This is a genomic window from Bacillus salacetis (assembly GCF_003581585.1).
GTDB classification, from domain to species: Bacteria; Bacillota; Bacilli; order Bacillales; family Bacillaceae_B; genus Rossellomorea; species Rossellomorea salacetis.
On sequence record NZ_QXIR01000022.1, the window covers coordinates 50,098 to 74,774 of the forward strand.

The 24,677-nt window shown below is 39.5% G+C and carries 24 protein-coding genes; 13 read left to right on the forward strand and 11 right to left on the reverse strand.

What is annotated here, in order from left to right; genetic code table 11:
* Positions 1 to 306 precede the first annotated feature (306 nt).
* Positions 307 to 1,491 (reverse strand): MFS transporter, encoded by a 1,185-nt coding sequence (locus tag D3H55_RS15440; RefSeq protein WP_119548217.1) that lies wholly within the window; start codon positions 1,489 to 1,491, stop codon positions 307 to 309.
* A 102-nt stretch (positions 1,492 to 1,593) separates the two neighbouring features.
* Between D3H55_RS15440 and D3H55_RS15445 the strand changes: the two genes are divergently transcribed.
* On the forward strand, positions 1,594 to 2,118 hold the full coding sequence (locus D3H55_RS15445) for a CGNR zinc finger domain-containing protein (protein WP_119548218.1): 525 nt from the start codon (positions 1,594 to 1,596) through the stop codon (positions 2,116 to 2,118).
* Between the two features lie 148 nt (positions 2,119 to 2,266).
* Positions 2,267 to 2,686, forward strand: a complete 420-nt coding sequence (locus D3H55_RS15450) for a hypothetical protein (protein ID WP_119548219.1) — start codon at positions 2,267 to 2,269, stop codon at positions 2,684 to 2,686.
* 374 nt (positions 2,687 to 3,060) lie between these two features.
* Here D3H55_RS15450 and D3H55_RS15455 read toward each other — a convergent pair whose 3' ends face one another.
* Positions 3,061 to 4,104 carry a hypothetical protein gene (locus D3H55_RS15455; RefSeq protein ID WP_119548220.1) on the reverse strand — a complete coding sequence of 348 codons (1,044 nt, stop codon included), beginning with the start codon at positions 4,102 to 4,104 and terminating at the stop codon, positions 3,061 to 3,063.
* Between the two features lie 267 nt (positions 4,105 to 4,371).
* Between D3H55_RS15455 and D3H55_RS15460 the strand changes: the two genes are divergently transcribed.
* The gene (locus D3H55_RS15460) at positions 4,372 to 5,460 is read left to right on the forward strand and encodes a D-TA family PLP-dependent enzyme (RefSeq protein WP_119548221.1); all 1,089 of its coding nucleotides are present in this window, start codon (positions 4,372 to 4,374) and stop codon (positions 5,458 to 5,460) included.
* A 13-nt stretch (positions 5,461 to 5,473) separates the two neighbouring features.
* On the forward strand, positions 5,474 to 5,758 hold the full coding sequence (locus tag D3H55_RS15465) for a hypothetical protein (protein ID WP_119548222.1): 285 nt from the start codon (positions 5,474 to 5,476) through the stop codon (positions 5,756 to 5,758).
* A 99-nt stretch (positions 5,759 to 5,857) separates the two neighbouring features.
* On the opposite strand, the gene D3H55_RS15470 is transcribed toward D3H55_RS15465, so the two are convergent.
* Entirely contained in the window at positions 5,858 to 6,220 is a 363-nt protein-coding gene (locus D3H55_RS15470) for a DUF948 domain-containing protein (RefSeq protein WP_119548223.1), read from the reverse strand.
* 329 nt (positions 6,221 to 6,549) lie between these two features.
* Here D3H55_RS15470 and D3H55_RS15475 point away from each other — a divergent pair, with 329 nt between their 5' ends.
* The 4 genes from D3H55_RS15475 (at position 6,550) to D3H55_RS15490 (ending at position 9,686) form a co-directional block, all read left to right on the forward strand.
* The gene (locus D3H55_RS15475) at positions 6,550 to 7,425 is read left to right on the forward strand and encodes a DNA helicase (RefSeq protein ID WP_119548224.1); all 876 of its coding nucleotides are present in this window, start codon (positions 6,550 to 6,552) and stop codon (positions 7,423 to 7,425) included.
* A complete protein-coding gene (locus D3H55_RS15480; protein ID WP_240628603.1) occupies positions 7,370 to 8,689 on the forward strand; it encodes a replicative DNA helicase in 1,320 nt (439 codons plus the stop codon). Before D3H55_RS15475 ends, D3H55_RS15480 begins: the two co-directional genes overlap by 56 nt.
* Before the next feature lie 308 nt (positions 8,690 to 8,997).
* Positions 8,998 to 9,204: a helix-turn-helix transcriptional regulator gene (locus D3H55_RS15485; protein WP_119548226.1), complete on the forward strand. Its 207-nt coding sequence runs from the start codon at positions 8,998 to 9,000 to the stop codon at positions 9,202 to 9,204.
* Positions 9,204 to 9,686: a hypothetical protein gene (locus D3H55_RS15490; RefSeq protein WP_119548227.1), complete on the forward strand. Its 483-nt coding sequence runs from the start codon at positions 9,204 to 9,206 to the stop codon at positions 9,684 to 9,686. The genes D3H55_RS15485 and D3H55_RS15490 overlap by 1 nt, the downstream gene beginning before the upstream one ends.
* Before the next feature lie 48 nt (positions 9,687 to 9,734).
* On the opposite strand, the gene D3H55_RS24400 is transcribed toward D3H55_RS15490, so the two are convergent.
* Positions 9,735 to 9,896, reverse strand: coding sequence for a hypothetical protein (locus D3H55_RS24400; protein WP_168413122.1), 162 nt, complete (start codon positions 9,894 to 9,896; stop codon positions 9,735 to 9,737).
* Positions 9,897 to 10,098: 202 nt separating this feature from the next.
* Here D3H55_RS24400 and D3H55_RS15495 point away from each other — a divergent pair, with 202 nt between their 5' ends.
* The 3 genes from D3H55_RS15495 (at position 10,099) to D3H55_RS15505 (ending at position 13,222) form a co-directional block, all read left to right on the forward strand.
* Entirely contained in the window at positions 10,099 to 11,496 is a 1,398-nt protein-coding gene (locus D3H55_RS15495) for a right-handed parallel beta-helix repeat-containing protein (RefSeq protein ID WP_119548228.1), read from the forward strand.
* A gap of 166 nt (positions 11,497 to 11,662) precedes the next feature.
* The gene (locus tag D3H55_RS15500; protein WP_168413123.1) at positions 11,663 to 12,223 is read left to right on the forward strand and encodes a hypothetical protein; all 561 of its coding nucleotides are present in this window, start codon (positions 11,663 to 11,665) and stop codon (positions 12,221 to 12,223) included.
* 75 nt (positions 12,224 to 12,298) lie between these two features.
* Complete coding sequence (locus tag D3H55_RS15505; protein WP_205685494.1) at positions 12,299 to 13,222, forward strand: YdeJ family lipoprotein; 924 nt, start codon at positions 12,299 to 12,301, stop codon at positions 13,220 to 13,222.
* 688 nt (positions 13,223 to 13,910) lie between these two features.
* Here the strand turns inward: D3H55_RS15505 and D3H55_RS15510 are convergent.
* Complete coding sequence (locus D3H55_RS15510; RefSeq protein ID WP_119548230.1) at positions 13,911 to 14,876, reverse strand: quinone oxidoreductase family protein; 966 nt, start codon at positions 14,874 to 14,876, stop codon at positions 13,911 to 13,913.
* 488 nt (positions 14,877 to 15,364) lie between these two features.
* Here D3H55_RS15510 and D3H55_RS15520 point away from each other — a divergent pair, with 488 nt between their 5' ends.
* Complete coding sequence (locus tag D3H55_RS15520; protein WP_119548232.1) at positions 15,365 to 16,438, forward strand: helix-turn-helix transcriptional regulator; 1,074 nt, start codon at positions 15,365 to 15,367, stop codon at positions 16,436 to 16,438.
* A gap of 48 nt (positions 16,439 to 16,486) precedes the next feature.
* Here the strand turns inward: D3H55_RS15520 and D3H55_RS15525 are convergent, their stop codons facing one another.
* From D3H55_RS15525 to D3H55_RS15550, 6 genes are all read right to left on the reverse strand, one after another.
* Entirely contained in the window at positions 16,487 to 17,152 is a 666-nt protein-coding gene (locus D3H55_RS15525) for a DNA alkylation repair protein (RefSeq protein WP_119548233.1), read from the reverse strand.
* Between the two features lie 217 nt (positions 17,153 to 17,369).
* On the reverse strand, positions 17,370 to 18,620 hold the full coding sequence (locus D3H55_RS15530; protein WP_119548234.1) for an FtsW/RodA/SpoVE family cell cycle protein: 1,251 nt from the start codon (positions 18,618 to 18,620) through the stop codon (positions 17,370 to 17,372).
* Positions 18,617 to 19,048, reverse strand: a complete 432-nt coding sequence (locus D3H55_RS15535; RefSeq protein WP_119548235.1) for a PadR family transcriptional regulator — start codon at positions 19,046 to 19,048, stop codon at positions 18,617 to 18,619. Before D3H55_RS15535 ends, D3H55_RS15530 begins: the two co-directional genes overlap by 4 nt.
* A 2-nt stretch (positions 19,049 to 19,050) precedes the next feature.
* Positions 19,051 to 19,599 (reverse strand): sigma-70 family RNA polymerase sigma factor, encoded by a 549-nt coding sequence (locus D3H55_RS15540; RefSeq protein WP_119548236.1) that lies wholly within the window; start codon positions 19,597 to 19,599, stop codon positions 19,051 to 19,053.
* A gap of 250 nt (positions 19,600 to 19,849) precedes the next feature.
* Entirely contained in the window at positions 19,850 to 20,509 is a 660-nt protein-coding gene (locus D3H55_RS15545) for a hypothetical protein (RefSeq protein ID WP_119548237.1), read from the reverse strand.
* A gap of 87 nt (positions 20,510 to 20,596) precedes the next feature.
* Complete coding sequence (locus D3H55_RS15550) at positions 20,597 to 21,403, reverse strand: VOC family protein (RefSeq protein ID WP_119548238.1); 807 nt, start codon at positions 21,401 to 21,403, stop codon at positions 20,597 to 20,599.
* Between the two features lie 499 nt (positions 21,404 to 21,902).
* Between D3H55_RS15550 and D3H55_RS15555 the strand changes: the two genes are divergently transcribed.
* Entirely contained in the window at positions 21,903 to 24,638 is a 2,736-nt protein-coding gene (locus D3H55_RS15555; protein WP_119548239.1) for a hypothetical protein, read from the forward strand.
* Positions 24,639 to 24,677 lie beyond the last annotated feature (39 nt).

Sequence of the window (24,677 nt, forward strand, 5' to 3'; positions counted from 1 at the left end):
TATAACAACTATAATATAAATTGCTGAGCATTTAGAATGTGTACAAAAATACTGTGCCGCTGGATTAGATACAAAAGTTTTTGCTTGATAAAATGACACACAGTTTTTTCAATTGAAAACTTTCCTTCGGATAGTAGGTAAGGTGCAAAGGCTTAACATACCGATTACAAGGATAAACTTCTAAAATGCATATGCCGTTATTTTATAAGTCTCCGGGGTAAAGCTTTTATTCAACAAACGGGCCATTTAACGGAACAACGATACTGCCGTAGTAAACGCTCTTTAAAGTGAATTTACCTCAGTAACTTATACTTTTATTGAATCCTCATTAATAGTAATCACTTTTTTCCTTTCAAGTAGTAATCTCAAAGTAAAAAAGCCAATTGCACCAATCGACGAGAAAATAAGCCAGGGGATAAAAGAGTTTGGAAACCTTTGCAGCAAAAGGACTCCTGAATAATTCCCTATTGTGGCTCCTATTGCAAATGATAAATCAAAAAACCCGTAGAAAGTTCCATGGTATCTTTTCTCAATAAAATCCCCGACAGCTATATCTGAAGAGGGCAAGACGAAAGTTTCCCCAATGGTAAAAATGATGACGCAGAAGAAAACCCAGTAGGAATTTGAGTATATGCCCATTAAGAACAATGAAGTTATCATGGTGATCTTGCCAGTAATCAACAAAGTATAATGCGAAGTTCGGATAAAATGATTTTTAAGAAAGTACATTAAAATTAATCCAGTTAATGCATTGATTGTTATGACTAGAGAAACAAAGCCCTCGTTATTTGTTAGGTTATAAATATGGAGTGGAATTCCCACGGTTAACTGAGCAAACATAAACCAAAAGAAGGTCATTGATAAACAGAATAAGAGGAAACTTTTGTTTCGAGCAACTTGCCTAAATCCTTTAATGAATGAGACGTTGTCTTGTCGCTCCTCCTTATTGGCGTTGCTAAGTGTTATGAATTGAACAATATATAACATGAAGAAAATGAATGCACTGATCAGAAACGGTACTCTCGGATCTATTAACAAAAGAACCCCGCCCAATAACGGACCAATTATTGCGCCTCCATTAAGAGCTAAGTTTAAATAAATAAAATGCTTTTTACGCAAATCTAAATTTTTTTCATTTGAGAAGTATGCTAAAGCAGAGGGTTCATAAAATGCAGCGCCAATTCCAATAAAAAAAGCGGATAAAGATACACTGAGAAAATTGGAGGAAAAAGCAAGTGCGGTAAAACCAAGTCCCCTTAATATGAGCCCTATTCCCATTGCTCTTTTGAAACCATATTTATCACCAATACTACCGGTGATAAAAGGCAACAATCGTGATGATAATGTCAATATTGATAGAACTGTACCAGACTCTACAGCGGACAAATGTAAAGTATTGGACAGGTAAACAGCAAGGAATGAAAAAACTGCAAATCCGGCAAAGTTTAATAAAAATGCAGAAGATAGTGTAACTTTAATATCCTTGGTCATTATTTTCCCTCCTTCATTTTGTAACCTTCTATTTGTTTTGATGGTTACGTTTATTATATGGTATAATTTTACTGATGGCAACTTAAGTTAAGGGGTAATTCCATGAATAAAAATATTGAAACAGTTCTCTCCTTTTTAAACACATGGGAGATTTCAAATAGGGATAGAGTCCCGTTTGAGAATTTATCTACTCCCCAAGCACTTCAACAGTTTATACAAACTCATCTAGAGTTAACCAATAGCATTGATTCTTTAGACGAGGTCCGAAAGTTTAGAAGTGATTTAAGAAGTAGTTTACAAACAGATTTGCAAGAGATGATAAATGAATGGTTGATAGTCAGAAAAATAGTACCAAGAGTCTCACACGCTATGGGAAAGTTCAAGTTGGGTTTTTCTGCTCCATCCAAAGAAAGTGTAATAGATCAGATATTAATCTCAACATTAGAAACAATCGAGGATGGGGATATCAACAGAATTAAAAGCTGTCCTGATTGCAAATATTTCTTCTTTGATAAATCAAAGAGCAATACTAAAAAATGGTGTAGCATGAATAAAAACAGTCCGACGGGTAGAGCTTGTGGGACAATCGCAAAAGTAAGAAGGCATAGAGAAAAAAACAAAAAGTAGATGTTTGAAAAGCAAAGCAGCAGTAACAAATTATGTTTTATTCAATCATCAAGGAAAAAATGAAGATCACTTAAACGGTCTTGAGATTTTTCTTTATTCCGTTATAGGGCAGAATAGTTGAAGATGGACTACAAAAAAGGAGGAAAAAATGAATTATGAAGAGTTATTGAAAATATATGGTTGTTATATCTCTTTCGAAAGTATTCAGGAACCGAGAACCAATGAAGTGAAATTGAGAATAATCGTAAATAAAAGTAATAACCCAACGGATTTACTCATTTTTCCTCACCCTGATAGCAAAGTGGAGGCTTTGCAAATTGACTTTGAAAATTATGTTACCTACTCCGTTATTTACGATGACTTTACCAACTGGAATGCTAATGAAGTATTTCGAGGTGAGATATTTCGGATTTATGATAAGTCTGATTTTTTGAATTCTATACAAAGAGAATTAGGGTCTTCTCTTTTAAGTGAGAAAACTCATTACTCATTAGCTTGTATTGAACATAGAGTAGATATAATTTCAAAACACCAACCTAAAATTACACAAATTGAGCTAGATTCTTGACCATGCTATATTAAGCTAACGGGGCGTAATCAATAACAAAAATATATAAAAGACCCTCTACATATTTTTATTCAATAAACTGTATATTTGGTCCCTTTTCAGTTTAAACGAGACTTTGTTTGAGGGTCATTCCCAGTAGTGTGTGTCATTTAAATAAGCATGAATTGTTTCATTTTAATTGGCGCTCACAAATACGTCGACAAATGGATAGTATACGGTTCGTATTATTGTTTTCCAAATGGTACAGGGGACCATCGTCTCGCTGTCATAATTCAAAAGAATGAATTGAAGGAATGATTATGGTTCCGCTCTGTCTCTTTATAAAGTAGAAAGGCAGACAGACCTTTTGAAGGTCCATCTGCCTTTATCAACATTTACTGTCCCACCAACGGATACGTCCTGATTTCCTGTGCCGTATCGTTCACTAAACGAATCTCCCATGCATTAAAGTCAAGTGCGGCAAGCTGCATGGCGTTTTCAAACACAGTCCTGTCCGCTTCTGTGATACTCTCCTCATCCATCGTATATTGAACAGTCGCATTGCCGTTTTCAAGTGAAGCGCTCACGACTTCCAATCCTTCTACAATGGCAGAAGAGTAAAACGCATCTTCACGATCCACTGCGCCCATCGCTTCTACCGTCTCCGGGAAGGATAGGGGCTCTCCGTTTTCATTCTCAACCTGCTCATCTAAGTCCCCGCCAGGCAGGAACAGAGTCTGCTCTGTGTCTTTGTCGTAAATCGTATAGTACCCGCGCGTTAGTCCTCTTTCGTCTTTGACGATGATAGGCTTATCAATCGGACTTTGCGCTACAATGATGTCTTCCTCGCCATCGGGATTGGTAAAAGTAATTTCTTCAATCCCATACAAAGCGGTGATTCCGACCAAGGAGTCATAGAATAGAGTCGTCTGTGCAGAAGTTGTGGATAACTGATTTCCTTCTTCAGTAAAATGGACCTGAAGCTTTGCCCCATCTACGGATATTTCAGTAAAGGAGCCAAGGATCTCTTGTTCAGAAGGATCGTTTTCGATAAGAGACGTCTTTAGCCTTTCTTCAGGTGAAATGTATTCCTCTTCTTTACGTTCAATAGTGTACGCTGTCAGAAACTCGGTTCCTGTATCATATGAGTGTGAGCCGATGAAGTAATTAGGGGTGATTTGTGCTCCTCCATAGGTGTCAGAGTTATCATCACCGTCTTCATTAGTGGAGCCCTCTTCCATGTCCTCTTTCTCAGTATTGTCTTCCTCACTGGTTCCCTCGGTTTCCATTTCGTCCGTATCCTCTGAAGTGCCTGCATCCTGAGAGCTTTCATCAACCGTTTCGGCATCTTGATCAGCTGCCCCATTCTCAGAGTTTTGGCAGCTTGCCAGCAGAAAAGCTATGGAAGCCAATCCGACTATCCTGGTTATTTTCTTCATTCGTCATTCCCCCTTTTGCCCTATGTACCCTATCGTGGGAAATTAAACAGATAATTACATATTTGAGAAGGAATAGGGCGGGGAATTCTTCAGGATCAGGCTGCTGGCCACACCGTAGGTAAATAGTAAAATCACCCTGTATGTATTAATGGGAGAAAGCCTTTTGAAATCCCAAAAGAATGGCAGAACTAATCCGGTCAATGAAGAAGGAGTTATAGTACAACAGTTGAATTAGAAAAAGAGACACAACTTGAGGAGGAATGATGCATGACATCAATGACAGCACTTGACACGCCGACATTGCTGCTGGATTATCAGAAGCTGTTGAAAAATATAAACGAGATTGCCAGTTTTGCGAAGGAGCACAATCTTTCGTACCGTCCTCATATCAAAACACATAAATCCGTCGATATTGCCAAACTGCAGCTGCAAGCGGGGGCTGTCGGGATCACCACCGCGACCATCCCGGAAGCAGAAGCGATGGCAGCCGGCGGGATCAAGGACATCCTGATCGCTTATCCAATTTCAAGTCCTCAGAAGATCAAGAGACTGATAAAACTTTTACAGCAAGGCATAAAACTGAAAGTAATGGCAGACAGCGCAGAACAGCTGAGCTATCTGCAGCAAGAACTTGAGCACACTCCTTTTACGCTGGAAGTATGGATCAAAGTCAATTCAGGGTTGAACAGGTGCGGAGTGGAACCGGGCAGGGATGCCTTGCTATTGGCGGAAAAAATCATGTCACATTCCAAGTTGAAGCTGGGCGGTATTCTAACCCACGCCGGACATTCCTATGCTGCCTCAAGCTGCGCGGAGATTGAGCGGATCGGTCTCCGGGAAGGGAAGGCCGTCGTCGAAAGTGCAGAAGAATGCGAGAAAGCGGGGATTCCGATTCCTGTAAGAAGCGTCGGGTCCACACCGACTTACAAAATTTCTGGAAAGGTACCGGGAATCACAGAAATCAGGCCGGGAAACGCAGTGTTCTTTGATGCCATCCAAGCGGGTTTGGGTGTGACAACCCTGGAAAACTGTGCGCTGACCGTATTGGCCTCCGTCAGTGGCGTCTATCCAGATCGAATTGTCTTTGACACAGGGAGCAAAACACTTTGCCTCGACAAAGGCGCCCATGGAAACGAGACCGTTAAAGGCTTCGGGCATGTTGTCGGCCATCCGGAAGTAACGATTGAACGGTTGTCAGAAGAGCATGGAGTTGGAGTGGTCTCAGGAGATACTTCCTTAAAATTGAATGATAAGGTAGAGATTATTCCGAATCATGCTTGTACGGTTGCCAATATGTTTGAGGAGTATGTTGTGCATAAAGGTGGGAACGTGATTGGCGGCTGGAAAGTAGAGTAGCGGAGTGATGTTCATGAAAAGTCCAGAGTACGGGGATGTTCCATCTGGTGAAAGGATCAGCTTTCAACATTTACAGTTTTATTTGGAACAGGGAAGAGAGATAGAATTTGTTTATAAGAATAGAGAATATTTTATTTCAAATACCAAAGAAGGCCGGGCTTTATGGATGGGTGACGATAGGATAAGTGAGTATTTCAGCAATAACAGCCTGGCGTTTGCAGAGTCCGTCACAATACAAGGGACTGCCATAGTGGATATCTTTAAGCAGGGGCGAGCTGCTGTTTCTACTGTTTTTTAGAAGGTACCGTACGAAGAATGAAAAAGAGGTAAAAGAATTGAATCGCCTAATATAAAAAAAGAACCATGGAAATCAATCCCCATGGTTCCTTCCCGTTCCTCACTTTAATCTGATCTGGACGGGCTTGCTGTCCCGTGTTTCGATCGTTTGCGGTTTCCTCTTATCGATTGTCTTTCTTTTCACCGAGCTTGTTACACTGTGGAGCATTTCACCTACGTCTTGCGCCGACTCGATCAGTGGATCAACGGCTTTCATTTTTCCTTTGACATCGGCTGATATCTGGTTGGCTGAATGAATCAATTCTTCTGCTTCATCTGTGATGCCGTTCACCGCTGAGCGGGCGTCATGTAATGTCTCTTTCGTTTCATCAAGTGCAGACATTAATTTCCGTAGTGTCAGGATCAAATAAACAACGAGGATGGAAAACGCGACAGCCGCAATAACAGCACTCCACGCAAGCATTGAGACCAGCTCCCTTCTTTTACTATATGTCTATGAGAAGGGCAGCTAAGAAATTCCTTCTCCTAAAACTTCCAATGGGGAAGGGGGATTTTCTTATTAATCAAACGTTTGATTAAGAGGTTATGGATAAGAGGCAGCTTACCTTGGGAGCTGCCTCTTGGTGTTTTTAAGTTGGGTTGATTTCATTATTTTGGATGAATACTCTACTCATCTATTATTTGAATCTTGGTTCCAAGTGCCGGGAAAGTTTTTTAAAAAAGGGTGTCCCCTTCCAAAACAACTCTCTATATAAAAGGTGAAACAACTATTATCCAGGGAGGAATTTAAAAATGACAGGATGGATCAAGCTTGAACGAAGTATGATTGAAGGTCCGATTTGGGGAAGCCCGCTTACTTTGAGGCTATTTTTATTGCTGAGCTGCAGGGCAGTGCAGAAGGATTTTATTTATGTGGAAGAAGTGAAGGTGCATAGAGGGCAGTACTTGCGGTCCTATTCGTGGCTGGCTGACGATTTGCAGTATGTGGACAATGGCAATCTGCGAATCCCATCGAAGAGTACGATCAAAGCGAGTGTGGATCGGTTGAAGAAGTATGGGTACATCTCTACGGAGGAAACACCCCGAGGCACTTTGTTCACGTTGCTCGGAAGTGAAGGTGATTTTTCTTTGCCTGAAAACGGTAGAACGGCTGAGGAATCCCAGACGGACGAGCTGGATACGAATGCGGTACAAAAAGAAGAATGTAAGAAAGGTAGAGAAGGGAAAGAAGAAGAGAGCGGCCGCGCAGGAGAGGAGTCGTCTTTCAAACCGGATATGCAGAATAAGATCGAGAAGGTCACGGAAGCGTTTTTGAAATTGCGAAACTCTGGATTCTATCTCACGCCTAAGGAACTGTGTGCCATTGAAAAAATCTGCGAGGAGGAGGTTGGCGTGGACACCCTGCTGTCCTGGATGGAGACGATCGACTCCGATTATCGGAAGCGAAATGGTGACGACACCATCAGGTCATTTACATACTACGAGAAGGCCCTGCAGAAGAAAATCAGGAACCGTGCGGAAAGGCAGCCAAGCTCTTCTGCCAGCCAGATAAAAGAAACGAATGAGTTCCTGGCCAAACTGGAAATGTGGAAGAGAGAGGGGGAGAAGCGCCTTGCAAACGGAACAAAGAGAGTCAAACCGACATTTAAGCCTGTTTGGAACCGATGAAAGGGCTGCTCAGCAGGAGATTTTTGAAGCGGAAAGCATGCTGCTTGGCGCGGTTTTCCTGGAGCCCGCCGCCATCAACGACATCATCCTGAAACCGGAACATTTTTCACAGAGCCGCCACCAGGTGATTTTTACAGCGATGAGGAATCTGCAGCGAGACCGGTTGGAAATCAATTCGTTCAGTGTGGTCAATCTTCTCGGTGCTGAAATTGAAAATGTCGGCGGGGTTTCGTATCTGACGGAGATCTCCCTTTGCTGTCCTTCCGTGAGCGGGCTGGATCATTATCAGGAAGTGGTGCTGGAATCGTACCAGCTAAGGGAGATGCGGAAAGCGGCTGTCCATTTCCTGAATCACTCCAGTGCTGAAACGGCAGAGGCTATGTATCAAAGATATGTCGAGACACAGGAGCTCAGGATCGAGAGAGGGCAGGGAGCAGGCAAGGCGTTGGCCGAGATCTTCGAGTCCTTGTATTCCGAGCCTGTACTCAGGGGCATTCCTTCCGGATACGAACCCCTTGATGGATTGACGGGAGGCTTCAAACCAGGGGAACTGATCATTGTTGCCGGAAGGCCGTCGATGGGAAAGACCGCCTTAGTCCTGAATCTGGCCTATAATGCCGCCTCAACCGGAGCCGTTGTCGATTTCTTTTCACTCGAAATGAGCGAGGTACAGCTTTATCAGCGGATGATCAGCAGGATGGCCAGCATTGATGCATCCAAGTGGCAGAATCCGTCCCGTGTTTTCTCGGTAAAAGAGATCCAGAAGGCGAATCAAGCACTGGATGCCTGCTACAATATGCCTTTGCATATTCATGACCAAGGCAGGCTGACCCTGGACGAAATCCGCGCAAGGATCCAGAAGACGAGAAGGGAAAACGAAGATGCCCCTTGTTTGGTTGTCATCGATTACCTGCAGCTGATCCCGATTGAAGGCAGGTTCGAACGCCATGACCTCGCAATAGGAGCTGTCACCAGGGAATTGAAGCAGATGGCAAAACAGTACAAGGTGCCAATCATCCTCCTGTCCCAGCTGTCCCGCTCAGTCGAACAGCGCCAGGACAAACGCCCGATGATGTCCGACCTCCGCGACTCCGGCAGCATCGAACAGGACGCAGACATCGTGATGTTTCTTTACAGGGAGGCGTATTATAAACGGGATTTTACTGGGCAGGAGACGGAAATCAATCTGGTCAAGCATCGGAATGGCCCTGTTGGGATGGTTCCATTGAGGTTTGTTAAGGAGTTTAGTTGGTTTAGGTTGTAATCAATCGAGTTTAGACTTAATCAAACGTTTGTTTAACTGGGGAAGAGGCTGAACTGTCATATCATTCTTATATGGTGTTGACTCCTATGCACCTGCTGAAAATACGAAATTAGTTGATCAGCCTTCAAGTCGATTCTCTTTATAGTAGAAGATAGACGCGTTTTCGGCGGGACAAGGAACCTGTCCCTCCGTCCCACCATCGAAATAAAAATGTAAAGCGCAATTGACATTTTAAAAAATGTAAGGTAAGCTTTACATATAAGCAATTGTAAAGTGCACTTTACAATTGTGTTGGAGGTGAGGGCACACTGAAAAATCGAATTAAAGAGCTCCGCAAACATTCGAAGATGACGCAGGAAGATCTGGCTATAAAGGTCGGCGTATCAAGACAATCGATCATTGCCATCGAATCCGGAAAATACAACCCGTCACTCGAATTAGCATACAACATCTCAAAGGTATTTGATTGCATAATTGAAGAGGTCTTTATATTGGAAGAAGGGGGAGAATCATAATGGGAGTACAACTAGCTGGGGCGGCAGGATTATATGGAGGAGCGATACTTGGTATATTAGGCTGGTGGTTTGGCAGGCGGATGGCCGCAAAGCAAGGCGGGTTGGATGAATTATATGAACATATTTGGCAAAAGGCCCGGTCCATTTCCTGGTTTTTCACCCTTGCTGCAATCTATATTTTCTTTTCATTACTGATATTCGGCGTTGAACTTAATACAGCAATGGTTCTGGGAGTCATCCTTCTTGTACATTTTGCGAGCTGGGGATTTACCGGCGTAATTTTGTCGATCAACATGAACATGTCAGAGCCCTTGAAACCGTCCAGGGTTAAATTCGGGATTTCTGTCGTAGCAATCTCACTGATCATTTTTACAATCACATCGATCATTACTGGTAACTGGTTTTTCCTGATTGCCAGCATCCCGCCCAACATGATTGGATTGATAAGTGCTTTAACTCCGGAAAAAAGCACTGAGGATTAAGCTTGGTTATGCTTTGAACAATTCAATAATGTCAGGCTGAGAAAGTCTTTAAATCGGGACTGTCTCCGCCATAATAAAAACAAGCCGCTCCTCAAGAATGAGCGGCTTGCCAATGGTTTCTGACACACGGATTTTTCCGCTGACAACCTGTCGTCCTGCGAGAAGTGATACGATTAAAATGCGAAGTAAAGAAACCGGCATGAATCCCATCTAAAATGCTTGTGCTGTTATTTTTATCTATATCTGAAGTGAAGCTGTTGTTCAAATTACGGAACAACTTTTAAAGTAAATATTTTACCATTACGGTATCATTAGGGTGATGTGAGAAAGTAGATAGACATATTATTTAAGGGTAATTTTTATGTTTTAGTATGAAGCGAGCGTTACGAACTCTCCTACAAGGAATGATGAAATGAAAAAGACGATGCTTTCCCTCTTGGCAGCAACAGCTATTTTGATTGTTTTGGCTCTTAATTGGACAGGTTCTGCTCATGACAAATCAATATACGTTGCGAAAAATGGAAATGACCAAAATGAAGGGACTAAATCAAATCCCTATCGCACACTTAAGAAAGCTGCCTCAGAAGCAAGACCTGGGACGATTGTTTACATAAAAGAAGGCACCTATAAAGAGAGGCTGAGTGTTAAGCATAGCGGAACAAAATCAAGACCAATCACGTTTAAGGCCTACAATCAAGACAAGGTGGTTCTTACTGGTGAAGATTTGAAGAATGTGGAAGGGGATACTTTCCTCGTTAACATAGACAACAAAAATCACATCACGATTAGCGGCCTCACAATTCAGGATTTAACTACTGACTTAAAGGATGAAACTGTAATCGGGGTGTATGTAACGGGTTCAAGCAGCCACATTACGTTAGAAAATAACATTGTAAGAAGAATCGAAACGCATGCAGAAGATGGGAATGCACATGGAATCGCTGTATACGGAACTGGCCAGATGAAAGATATTAATATAGTAAATAATACAGTAGAGGATTTGAAACTCGGGTGGAGTGAATCCCTCGTTCTTAATGGGAATATAGATGGCTTTAGTGTTTCAGATAACATAGTCCGCAGAAACGATAATATTGGCATCGATTTAATTGGTCATGAAGGTATATCAAACGATCCAAATGCTGACTACGTTCGGAATGGTACCGTAAATAATAATGAAGTGTATGAAATATCCTCATATGGTAATCCGGCATATGGAGAAGACTACAATGCTGGTGGAATTTATGTGGATGGCGGGGAAAATATTACGATTGATAAGAATACTATTCATAATTGTGATATCGGAATCGAGGCAACCTCTGAGCATGCAAAACAATATGCTGATAACATCCAAATTATAGAGAACATTGTGTATAACAACAATTATACAGGCATATCGATTGGCGGATATGATGAAGAGCGGGGAGGAACGATAAATTCCTCCATTACAAATAACATTATCTATCGAAATGACACGAAAGGGCTGGCAGGGGGGCAGCTGTTATTACAGCATGACTTAAAAGACAATGTAATAGAAAGAAATATCCTGACCGCCGGACCATCTCGTATTTACATTGCCAATTACTTCACAACGAATCATGATAATAAACTGAGAAGAAATGTCTTTCATAAAGAAAAGGGCAAAACAGGCCTTTGGGTGTGGAAGGAAGAAGAATTTACTTCATTTGAAGATTTTAAATCGGCTTCAGCCAGTGACTCAAAATCCAGTTACCTGGACCCCATGTTTGAAAATGAAATTGACTATGATTTTACATTGAAAAAGGAATCTCCTGCAAAAAATATAATAGAATAATAAACCTTAGTCCAGATGATGGTTTATCATCGGACTTTTTTTGTGTGAAAACTTATATAGCTATAGAAAATCACTATCATTCAGCCTCCCCAGTCATTCTTTGGTAAACTTAAATATTTCCTCCCTGTTAAAAAAGTGAATTGGTACCTGGGCCTTTTTTAAGCTGATGGCCATAGGGGCTGCCCCTGCCTTCCTTATTTCCCGTCCATTGAACACAAAGCGGATTTGCGAAATACCGAAACTTCCCCGCGCAGGTTTTCGTCTAATGCATAAAGGGGGCGTCAACATTCGATATAGTTTGTGTGTAATCGTGGTCGTTGGATTTCTGTTTCTAACCGGGTGTTCTCCTGATTCCAGGGACTCCACTATTTTTGAGACACTGAACGTATCACAGGACGAAGTTGTTCCAGAAAGTACACTTTTAAAGAGAGAAGAAATGGACAATAAGACCATGCGATACACTGAAATGAAGATAGCAGATGCAGGTGAAGAAGCAGCCAGGTTGTCTGCCGCCGATCGTTTCTCAGGGCTGGATGATCACTTTACTTCCGGACTTCTGAAAATTATAGATGCAGAGGGCCATGAGTATCGTGCTATTTATATTGGCGGGAATTATAAAGAAAATTTCAGTGCTGAAAACGAGTACGAGAAAGCGGTTTTAGAGTTTTACCGGTCAAAAGACAAGGAAGATGAGAAACCCTACATAGAATTTAAAGTAATGGATTAGAGTGGCCTGATTGAGATGATAATTTATGGTAAACTCAACAGTGATGACCAATAAGTGGTAAAGGGAGTTTAATAAATGAATAACAAGAACGTGATGATTCTACTGACAGTTTTTCTGGTTACTCTATTTTTATCCGCCTGCGGGAGTTCGTCAGCTCAAAATGATGCCAATAACAGCAATCAAGATAAGGCTGCTGAAGAAGAGAATGACCATGGCGATGAGTCGAATAACGATGCTGAGGAAGTAAGTACTGCCAACAATGATGAAACAGTATCAGATGAAAACAAGAGTGCAGATTCCAAGGAAAGTGACGCCCTGTCCGGTTATTCTGCTGAGGAAATAGAATACGCCCGCGTCTGGCTGCAGATCGTGGGAAATGCAGATATAGAGGAATTGAATGTTGCCCATATTCCGGCAGGAGATCAAGTCAATCCTTATGATGATGACAGCGTCAACTATCCGGAAGAAGTCATTTCATTGGGCGGCAAGGCAATGGCAGATGGAACTGTGACCTATAGCGGCAATGGGGACGGTACGATTAATGTATATAATATTCCTTCACATTGGCCAAGCAATCAACAGATCGATACGTCCATGGAAAAGTATACAAAAGATATTATCACTAATACAAAGCAGGTTTACATAGAACCACGCAGCGATGAAGAAATCAGTACGTTAATTGAGAAAATCAAGCAAAAGAATAAAGATCAAGCTAAGGCCCAAAATGGTAATGAGGATGGGGAAATTAAGACAGATACCCCTGAAAAAGACCAGAAAAAAGCGATTTCCTTAGTCAGGGACTATCTGCGCAATAAATATGATGATTTCATAGAAGATGAGGACCACTTCCTTGCCTACGATGGAGAGATAAACGGTAAAGTCATTGTCAGATATGCTACCATACTTTCTGACCATACCTCTACAAATGGGCGGTATGCAGTAGATATTTCCAGTGGTGTAGTCAAAGACTTCACTGCGGATCCACACGCTATTGATTAAAGTTTGGTGGACAAGTAACTAGTTATAGAGTAGAAAAGGCCTGATTCCCGTTACACTTACGTGCCGGGATCAGGCCTTTGACTTTTCCAAAATGATGAAACTCGAACTGAGAGTTTGTATAAGTGCAATTCAATAATAGCTAGCCGTTACGTAAGTAAATTCCTTTACAATGCCCTTTGTTACTAATGTTCCTGAGCAAATGTTAAAATTATTCATTTTGAAGAGGTATTTAGTTTGTATGAGAAATGTTTAATTAGATTTCTTTTGAGATTTCATTTTTTTTAATATCAATGTTGTTTGACCAAGACTAATGATAAAAACAAAAAGTGCAAAGCCTAATTGGATGAATTTTGTTTCTCTGGCATTACTCTTGATTGTGCTTGAGATACAGCAACAGCAATGATCATTTGAACGAAACTAACTATTACAAAAAGAATATTAGTGTGGATGTTCTTGAAAAAATACATAACTATACCTCTTTCTTTCATCCTATAGTAACTATATTTTCCATCGCGGATTAAATTATGCAGATTTAGCTAAACAGCATTGTTAACACAATAGGCATTTAGAGCTTTCTATTTAATGCAATTTTCTTTTACAAAAAGCATTCTATTCGTACTACAAAGAGAGATCCGGTCACCGAAAAAATCCAAAAAGGAGAACCCATTACAGTTCTCCTTTCTTCATTCTACGGTAGTAATAATATCTTCCCTGTACTCCTGCGGCTTTCCAATAATCGATGAGCCTCTTGACCATCTTTTAATTTGTAGGTGACAGGGACCTGAATGGTTAATTCTTCATTCTCAATCCACTTGAACAGCTGCTTTGAACGGTTGATTCTTTCCGTTCTTGAGATAAGGACATTCCAAAGGTCACCGCCAGTCAGGGTCTTGGAAGTATCCATTAACATCCTTGGATCAACGGGTTGAGGGTCGCCGCCAGCCATGCCAAAAAATACGACCGTACCGCCAGTTCTCGTGGCAGAAAAGCTTTCTGATAACGTAGAACCGACTGATTCGAATACGACATCCGCCCCTTTTCCTTGAGTTGCCTGCAGGACTTTATCCGACCAATTTTCACTGTAGAGGAATACTTCGTCTGCTCCCGCTTTCAAAGCAATCTCTGCTTTACCCTTGGAAGAAGTAAGTCCGATTGCTTTTCCGCCAAGGAGATTGACCATTTGAATCAATAGCTGCCCAACGCCGCCAGCTGACGCATGGATGACAGCAACATCTCCAGGTTTAACAGAGTAGCTGTCCTGGACGAGATAATGAGCGGTTAAGCCCTGCAGCATAATAGAAGCAGCAGTCTCGTAAGAAATACGATCCGGCAGCGGGATGGCTTTTTCTATCGGTACAGCTGCAAGCTCCGCATTGGCAAAAGGAACATCAGCGAACCCGATCCGGTCACCAACTTTAATGGATGATATTTCACTTCCGACTTCTTCAACGATTCCTGCGCCTTCATACCCCAATATGTAAGGAGGCTGCCCCGTTAGATGATAATTTCCTTTTCTACGATAAATATCGGCAAAATTCAAACCGATTGCTTTTGTCCGGACAAGAACTTCATTCGGCCCGATAGCCGGGTCAGCGATCTCTCTATACTCCAAAACTTCAGGACCGCCAAATTGTTCAAATACTAAAGCTTTCATTCTAGACCTCTTTTCTTATAGCATATTCCCACTAACATAGTGGAACCGCATTTGCTACACAGATGATAACCTATAGGAGGTCCCAAAACAAATATATCAAACCTTTAGGAAATACAGGAACGGGTGGAGAATGCGGATGACCGGCTCCTTGGCGCGGGCGGAACAGGACTCGGTTCCACCCGCGTCATGCTTCTTTGAAGGGGGTGTACTATAAACCGGGATGAAAAAGGGCAGGAGACGGAAATCAATCTGGTCAAATATCGGAATGGACAAGTTGGGACCGATACATTGAACTTTATTAAGGAGTTTAGTTGGTTTGTCCGAAATGAGTCGAGTGTGGTAGTAATCAAACGCTTGTTTAAATACATAAACCTCTGTAACACGTACCTGGGGATAGGCCAGCCTTTGCGGAACAGTACTTTTACAGCACAACAATTATCAAAAAAGAAAAATCGATGTAATGTATAATTTTAATCAGGGTGATGCAAATGAATGAATATATACAGTTGATGATTGACTGGCTGGAAGACAATTTAAAAGACAATTTTTCATTAGAGAGATTAGCTGGTTATATGGGATATTCCCCTTATTATTGTTCTTTTAAATTTCATCAGGCAACAGGTATAAGCATCAGACGCTACATTCTTCTTAGAAGGTTGTATCTGTCTACAGAAGATCTGGCAAATGACCAGAAGATCATTGATATTGCCTTTGAATATCGTTATTCATCCCAAGAAGCCTATAGCAGAGCTTTTAAAACCGTTTTTGGAGTAACCCCAAGAGAATTTCAACTCAATCAAATGCCTGTTCAATCGTTTGATAAGCTCACTATTTATCAGGGAGGTGGTTTTAGAATGAATCACAACAGAGAAAGAGAGGTTGAACGATTAAAACATAAAAAGGGAGAACTGTTTGACCAGGATGTACTTAACATTTTTAACGGACAAGTAATGTATGAAGAATTTAAAAGAGGGGGGCTGATGGGAAATTCTGATTATGCCCCTTTTAATGAAGCCATGTGTGTACATCCGACAACCGCAACTATTTTTGACAATGCGTTTATTCAAACGAGAGCATCAGGACATCATGACTCTGTAGAAAATTACAGGAATAAGGTCATAAAGCCCTTACATAATCTGTTTGAGGAGAACTATAACTATATTGTCTTATGGTTTGGGGAAGACATGTTTTGTCAGATGAATCTTCTGACGATCCTTGCCTATCTTGAACAGTCTCAGTATAAGGGCAAAGTGTTTTTAAACAGCTTTAGAGAAGATGAATTTAAAGTAAGCCAAACAGAACTTACGTTGGGCAGTTATCATTCCATCTATAAAGAAGTATTGGTTCATCATAAGAAACCGGCTGGTGAACTGCTTCCAGTGATGTACCAGGCAATCGAGTTATTTTTAGAAATGCAGACCGAAAATAACACCGTCGTAAAATATATTTCTAAAAATAAACATTTACCCAAATCCGAATTGCTTGAGCGGTTATTCGAGGTTTTTCCAACTATAGGCTATGGAGATACACAATATATGGAGCTGATTAACAAAACAAAGTAAATGAAGGGATTACGGGGGCTGCGTTTTCCCAGTTTCAAAGGTACCAAATTATTTATGTCGTTTGTTAACCTCAATCGTAATGAATTCCGGCAAATAGTTGGGAGTACATCCTTTTGATACTTTTTCATCTTTGTAAAGGCCCGTTTTCTCCCCAAGTTGAATGCAACGCTCACGATTCTTTTCATCATAAATGCCGATCCAGCCTGCGGTGAAATTCATCGCCCATTGAACTTCGGGTTCTTCCTGCGTAATATCAGTCTCTAATGCAGATAACAAGTCTGCGGTATTATCAGGCGGTGTTTGCCCGGTCCATCTCAATCGCCCTTGATAATACCAGAATGCTCGTCTTTGTAGAGCAGAAGGGCTATTTTGCCATGACTCTATCAAGGCAATTCTCTTCTTGTCTTTGGTGAGCTGATTAGCCATCAACCAATCCATTAAGTTATTCCGCTCTTCAAAAGAGTGAGTCTGCATATCCTTATCAAGGCTATTCAGCACATCTTGTGAAAGAAGTTTTTTGTCCATAATCAAGATGGCTAGAAGTCTGGGCAAAAACTCTCCGGTTGACCAAAGTTCCATAGCCAGTTCGTGATCTTTTTTAATGTCCTTCGCGATTTTCCGCAAGTCGCCCAGCTTCGTTTTACTATTGATCTGAGATAGAATGTTTTCTGCTTTTGAAGAGCGTTTTAGTTCTGTATCATTTTTTTTATCCATTTTATACAACTCCTTTATTAAAGCACTGCTTCATGGAACAGAAGGACAGGTGACCCTCCGTCCCTCTATAGTGCAACCTCTCTAATCATTCTTCAGAGAACCCATATATTCCTCCCTCTAGGAGAATGGACTGGTTTTGGTAGCCGTTCTCAGAATCAAGGCCAGACCCCAGTACACTAACGGATTAACGTACCGGGGGTCAGGCCCCTTTTCCAAATTAATTTACAATTGTAGGTTCTACAATATCCTTTCTACGATACACGTTCAGAATAAGACCCAGCAGTGCGGAATAAACTACCAGCAGGCTTCCGCCATAACTGATAAACGGCAGGGGTACTAGCATGATGGGGACGATTCCAAGACCCATTAAGATGTTCCAGCAAGCAGGAACAATGAAGAATGCAGCCCCTCCGATGGCTATTAATCTGCCGAATAAATCCTCTGTTTTAAAAGCATTTAAGGAAATCCGCAAAATAAATGCAAAGAGTAGCAGACAAAGGACAATTCCGAATGCCCAGCCAAAAGAATAGACGAGAAATGGGAATACAAGATCTGTATGGGCTTCAGCGAGCTTTAGATCATTGTAAAGTCCGTTGCCGAACCAACCAGCCTCTGAAAGGATATCTTTCAATGGAATGAGTGTATCAGAGAGATAGCGATTAGGGAATGTAAGGATCATCATGCTAAAGAAAAGGATGCCTATAAGCAGATTACCCACAGCTGCTTTAATGGCAAATTGTTTTTGTGGATAAGAAAAAACATACATCGCTAATACGCTAAAAAAGTATATAATGCTGAACAGCAATTGTGGAACCATGAGGTAAAAAAGGACTGGAGTCCAAAATAGGAATAATAGCATTCCTTGTTTTTTCCATCCCTTAAACTCATTGATTTTGGCGAAAATGCCGGCCCACGCGATCAAAAATAAAAATAAGGATATAAGTGGACCATCAATCGTAATACCTCCGAAAGAAATCCACCTTTTTGCTCCATTAATCTCAACGCCAACTAAAAAAGTGGTGAAAAATAGGAGTAAGCCGCATCCATAAAAATACATCCACAAATTTTTCAGTTTCCTGTAATCAAAGAAAAGAAATCCTATGAGAGCAAGAACAGCAAGGAAGACCCAGACTGCTTGTGTTTTCATAAAAGAAAGGCTGGGTACTGAAACACTGCCCATCAGTGGAAGAAAACTAATGCCGGCAAGAAGGACAAATAAAGCAATAAGGAGCCAATCCATTCTCGGTTTATGAAGATGATTCATGTTTTTACCGACGGTAGAGGGATCTCCCATTTCCTGCATTGCCTTTTTGTCCGCATCCTTTACAGATAATCCTCTCTCTTGAAAGGACCGGCTTAGCTCTTCCATATGATTACTAAGCTCCTTTTTGATCATACTGTGAGCTTCCTTGGATTTCACTTTAGAGATGACTTTACTTAAATATTCCTCAAATTTAGAAGAACTCATAAAGAAGCCTCCTCAAGTAAAGATTGAAGTGATGCGTGTTGTTTAGAATCTCTAGGTTCCCGGGCAGCTGCATATTTTTTCCCTTTCGCAGTCAGGGAATAGTATTTCCTGTCTTCCACCCACTTTGATGTAATGATTTTCTTATTTTCAAGTAGATGTAAAAGGGTATAAAGCTGGCCTTCATCGCCTTTAAAGCTAAGCTCATTTTTTTGAAAAAGCCCGGTGGAAATATCGTACCCTTGCTTTGCTTCATCTTGCAGTGAAAACAATATAATTTTAAGGGTTTCTACTTTCCAAGAATGAAGGTCCAGGTGAGATTGCTTCTTCCGGATCGTTTCTTTCACCGCATTTTTTCTCTCCTCGGAAAAAGAAAATCCCTCAAAATCTTTTTTTATAGAATTCTTTAAGTTTTGGAATGGATCACCCATGGCTAAACCTCCTTTTTCATCTTGTTCTTTAATAATTCCCTGGCCTGCTTTAATCTGGTTTTTAATGTATTTCTATTTACGCCCGTAATCTTGCTGATCTCTAATAAAGAAAGCTCCTCGTAGTAATGTAAAAACACAACTTCCCTGTACTTTACCGGTAAATCTATAATGGCACTCGTCAAGCTGTTGGCTACATTTTTTGAGATGATTTCCTCTTCAACGTGTTTTGACTTGGATGGGATATAATCCAAAATTTTATCGCTGAATTTTAATTTGCGGTAATGCCAACTGCGCAAATAATCCTTACAATGATTAATGGCAATTGCATATAGCCACGTCTTTAGTGATGACTTATTATTAAACTGACCCAGTTTTTCATGGCATTTAATAAAGATCTCCTGCGTTAAGTCCTCAGCAGTCGTTCGATTCTTTACATAGGAAAAAACAAGATGCAGTACATCATCGCTGTAGTTATCCATTAACTGGCCGATAACTTGTTCATTATCTTCTATGCTATTAACATTCACTGCTATTTCTTCAAGTTCAGCCATCTTCGTTTCCCCCCTTTCCCCATTTTAGACGAAGCAAGCCTCATTTTGGTTTGGAAAAATTTAAAGGGGTCACTGTAACATAAAAAAGATCAAAAAAATCCCACTCATTATTTTAAGGGAGGGGGATTTTGGGTTCTCATAGAAAACAGGGCCTGCACCCATGCACATTAATGTACCGGGGGTCAGGCCCTGTTTTTCTGCGTCTCGGGTGTGATAGGTAAATTTCGAGTAGATACATCTTTAAATGGTATCAGCTATTACTCAATGAATTTTTGAACGTAGTAATTTCCTCTTCTGAAATGATCTTATCGCCGTATCGAACTTTTTCATAAGTATGGATAATATCGACCGGCCCACTTATACGACGAAACCATTCACTAATCGTTTCCTGGGGTTTTTTCTTAGATGAGCTGCTTAAACTATTTTCCCATTCTATCAAGATTCTTCTGATCTTGTGCAGGTCATCGTATGCTGAGGTGTCAATAACTTCGGGGGTATGGTCATACTCAATTTCTTCATTAACTGACGCTTCTGTTATTGTTTCACCATCTGCTATTTCCCTTTTCCGCGCTCTTTTTTTAGAATACCTTATCAATACAATGGTTATTATTGTTATAAAAAGCAAAGCTGAAATACTGTAGGTGATAATTTTTTTCTTAGACGTTCCAGAGTCGAAGTGCCATTCATCGAATAGTTCATCAATTTTATCATAATATATCCACCGCCCTCTTTTAGGCTCTTCGTCTAATAGGGTATATCTATTAGTCCATTCAAATGGTGGCTTTTTTTCATTATCTTCGTATATAAAATTATCCCTGATGCCAGAAGCCACACTCGAAGATAGGGTGGTGATTAAATAACCGCAGCCAATGCCTACTACTAAAAACAACACGACAATTAGTTTTTTCATCTGACCTCCCACGTAATATAGTTCTTTAGAGAAGTACGTCTTTGGTGGGATAAGAACCTGCGTAACTTTAAAGTTCACCCTCTCTAGTCATTCTTCAGAGATCTCATACATTCCTCCCTGTAAAAGAATGGATTGGTCTTGGCGGCCATTTCCAATCTGAAGGCCAAAGGGTCTCTCGCCAAATGCATTGAGGTAATCTTTAACGATGCCATCCTCAAAAGGAGTACAAAACAACAGGTTTCCGTGCGGCATATAAAGGCGCTGGCATTTTGCACCCCATTCCTCATTTATAAATGCATCTCCAATTTGTAGATCGAATAGAGAAGACCATTTAGAAATTTGATTATCCAAATTTTCAACTGCTATCAACACATCTTTTAATTGAAGAGAGCCGGCTGGATGGCTGGAGTGTACCTTCAGTTTCTCTCTTCTAACAGCATCATCTTCTCCCCACTGGATGAAGAAGGGAAGGGGAAGTGTCGGATGCTCCTCCGCGATAAACAGCATGGACCATTGCAAAAGTTCTCCACTGTCCGTTAACCGCGAACCTTTGACAGGGCCATGAAGGTTCAGACCTTTTTCCTTAAGATCGACAGCAAGTTGATTCATGTTATTCGTCCTGAGAGCAATCCTCCCCGGGTGGTCTCCCAAAGGCAGCTCGGTGACAAGCTGTTGAATCAGCGGGTTATCGTCAACCTGCATGGAAACAGATGAATCTTGAATTCCAAGCCACTCGATATAACTCAAACCAAAATAAGCAAGCGTGTTATACGTCCCCCAGTTTTCATGCTCCCCACCCTCAATAGCTTGAATGCCATGCTGCAGCATCATGTTTTTCGCGGATGTAGGATCAGATGAAAAGTGAACAAGATGATCAAAGGCAAGTGAAGTCATTTTTATATCCCTCGTTTCTGTTTGGTTATTTGATTCTATTTTAGCAGGTTTCTCAAAAGGACCTGAGTGTCTGCCTAGGACTCTATGACAATACCAAGGAGATTAGAGGGATAATTAATGTGTCCAAGGGCAAGGTGGAGGTATAAGCACTTTATATACATAAGTTCCTAAACTCCCCCTTCCAAAACCTTATATTTGAGATCTTTGAAAGGTTAAACTAAGCAAACAACAGTCGACAAATTTTTGAGTATACTGTGACTATACTTAACAGATATGAATCTTTTTATAGAGGATACGTGTTACATTTGATTAATCTCCTATAATTTAACAGGGTAATATTAGAGTATGAGTTATTTTGTGCTATATTGATAATAGGGAAAACTCTTGGTACTTGGGAGATCGAGATAAATGAATGACTATAACTTAGTTTATTTAATGAGCAAGGCTAAAAAGAGTTTGTAAATTAGAGAGTAATATATATACATTAAGGGGGCCTATTGTGACTTTCATTAAAGATAAAATAAATGTGTTTATCAGTTCTAAATGTGGAGTAGAATCTTATGACATTATTAGGGCAGCTCTTAAAAATTCATTAGAAAACACTGGATTTATAACAACTTACGTTTTTGAAGCTGGAGCTGCGGCTTCAGTAACTGCAAGGGATGAATATTTGAATAAGTTAGAGGACTGTCATGTGGTGCTATTTCTAATTGACAATAAAGAATCAAAAATTCCTGAAGGAGTTATGAAGGAATGGATGCATGCAAGGAAGATTGGCCGAAAAGCCATTTATCTTTTTTTAAATGATCCTTTAAAAAAAGAAAGTGAGATACAAAAGGAATTAAATGGTCCAAATGGAGCACGATACAAAGTTGTGAATAATATACATGAGCTTATAGATACAGGTTTTAAAAGCGTTATGAATGACATAGTAAATATTTATAATGAATATTGTAAAAACAGACTAATAAAGTTGGAGGAACAAGGGACTCTAGATGACTACGGTCATGAGTATATTAATGATATTGAACCAGTGGAAAAAAGTTTGATCAAGAAAAAAGAGCTCACTGGTTTTTCTAAAACTACTCACCTATTTAAAAATATTATATTTAAAAATGATGAACAAGTTGAACCCGATAATGAAATGGATGAATTCTCTTATTATTTAATGAAATACTTAATAGGAGAAGGAGAAATTTCAAAGGTTAACTTTTCGTCGATTATGTCTGTTATTAATGATAAGTTCGAAGGGAACTTAAAAGAGGTCATCCAAAAAAGGTGGCAAGCTATTGAGTATTATTATAAAGGAGATATGGAAAAAGCAATTTCTCAATTAAATGAAGCTGTATCCCAAATTGAGGAACTGAAAATAGAAAAGTGGGTTAGAGACGATATTCTTATAGATATCAGAAACTTTGAAAATAAAAAAATGAACAATTCTAATCAGGTGTTTATCTCTGATGCCCAAAAAAAAATAGAAGATAATAGTCACTTGTTATATTTTCCGGCTATAGATAGAGTGCAAAAAAATATTAATAATGAAATCCTTAAAGACATAAATAAGTTCACTATTCAAAGTCCTTACAGTACTTCGATTGGTTCTAAAATAGATTACCTACTTGAGGAAGTAGCAAAAAGTTTGTATATTGCTATTATTTATGGTTCGTTAACCCATATATCACTCACAAATAGCTTACTGAAAGATATCTTTCAGCAATATTCACGAATCTATGATGAATATCAATTAAAATTTGAGTATTTGAAATTTAGCATTCTTGATCAAGACTATAAAAACATTAAACATATTTGCAATAATAACAGTGAAATTTTATCATCGTGTAGCTTTGAAAAAATATATGAATTGTATAGGTTATCTAATTCGTTACCATACGAGGGAGATAGGACTAAAACCAAATTAGTTTTGTTTAATCACCTTGGTTACTACTTTGGGGATAAAGACTATAATAACATCCAAGACGAGATATTTAATATCTTAAATAAGTGGCTTTATTCTGAACCAATAGTAGGAAACTGGTCATTTATTGTTAAAGCAATAAAAGGAAATATCAGAAGAATAGATATTAACAGGGTTTTTCCTTTTTTAATTCAAATCATAAAAAATAAGTTTGTTAGATTTTACGATAATGTCTTTGATTTGCTTGAGAGTATTAATTGGAAGGTATATTCTCATCATTTAGGAGAATTAAAGAATCTAATAGTAGATTTATTAGATGAAAATCAACTAAAGGATTCCAGATTCTTTCAGAGTTTAATAATAAGTCTAAGAAGACAATTTGAAGAGTTTAGTGAATTAGATAGGATAATAAAAGAGGAATGGGGGAAATTTTACAACCTGTACAAGTTAGAAGTGTTTAATTTATCCTCAGAAGAAAATGGTCACTATATAAAAGAGTATGTAGACCAAATGGTTAATAGAAATAATAACTTAGGTAAAAATGGAGTATATGGAACCTATGCAACCTCCCCATATAGAATAATAAAAAATATTATATCGAATTCAAATATTGTTCTCACACAAATACTTTTTTTAGACGTAATAGATAGTATTAAAGAAACTTTACTTAATCCAAAGCAATATGCAAATGAAAAGCTAGATGGGTTAGAGCTTTTATTTGTATTAAAATTGATGAATAACCGTGAGGAAGAAATAAAATATGATTGGGAAGGTCTAAATACTGAACTCCTAGGTAACGTTGAAAATGTGTTAAACATATATCAAGGTATTTTCGAAAAAGATTCGGAACTAACTGTTAGGCTATATTTGTATTTATGGTTTATTGCAAACTCAGTATCTGAAGATAAAGAGTTATTGCTTTTACTTTCAGTTTTTAATAAAGAAGACGTATACCAAAACATAAAGTTATTAGAATCAATTAAATTGTTTGTGAGTTATCATGATGAGAGTAATAAAGCGATTCCAAATGATCAAATTATTTTACATGTTATCTTATCAAAATCTAGAGATAGAAATTTTTATTTAAGGTATCATGCAATTGAATCTTTATTCCTAATGATAGGAAAAGGTTACGATGAAATTATTATTAGTGAATTATCTGAACTAATTGAAGATCCAGATTACAGAATTAAAGCTATGATTATCAATAATGCTAACAAACTGAATTCTAATTATAGAGATTCTATGGAAATAATCTTTGAAAAGGCCAAAATAGATAACAATTTTATTATTCGAAGAAATGAGCTCACCTTAAATTGATAGACAAGAACCAGGATCTCCTGGTTCTTGTCTATTTTG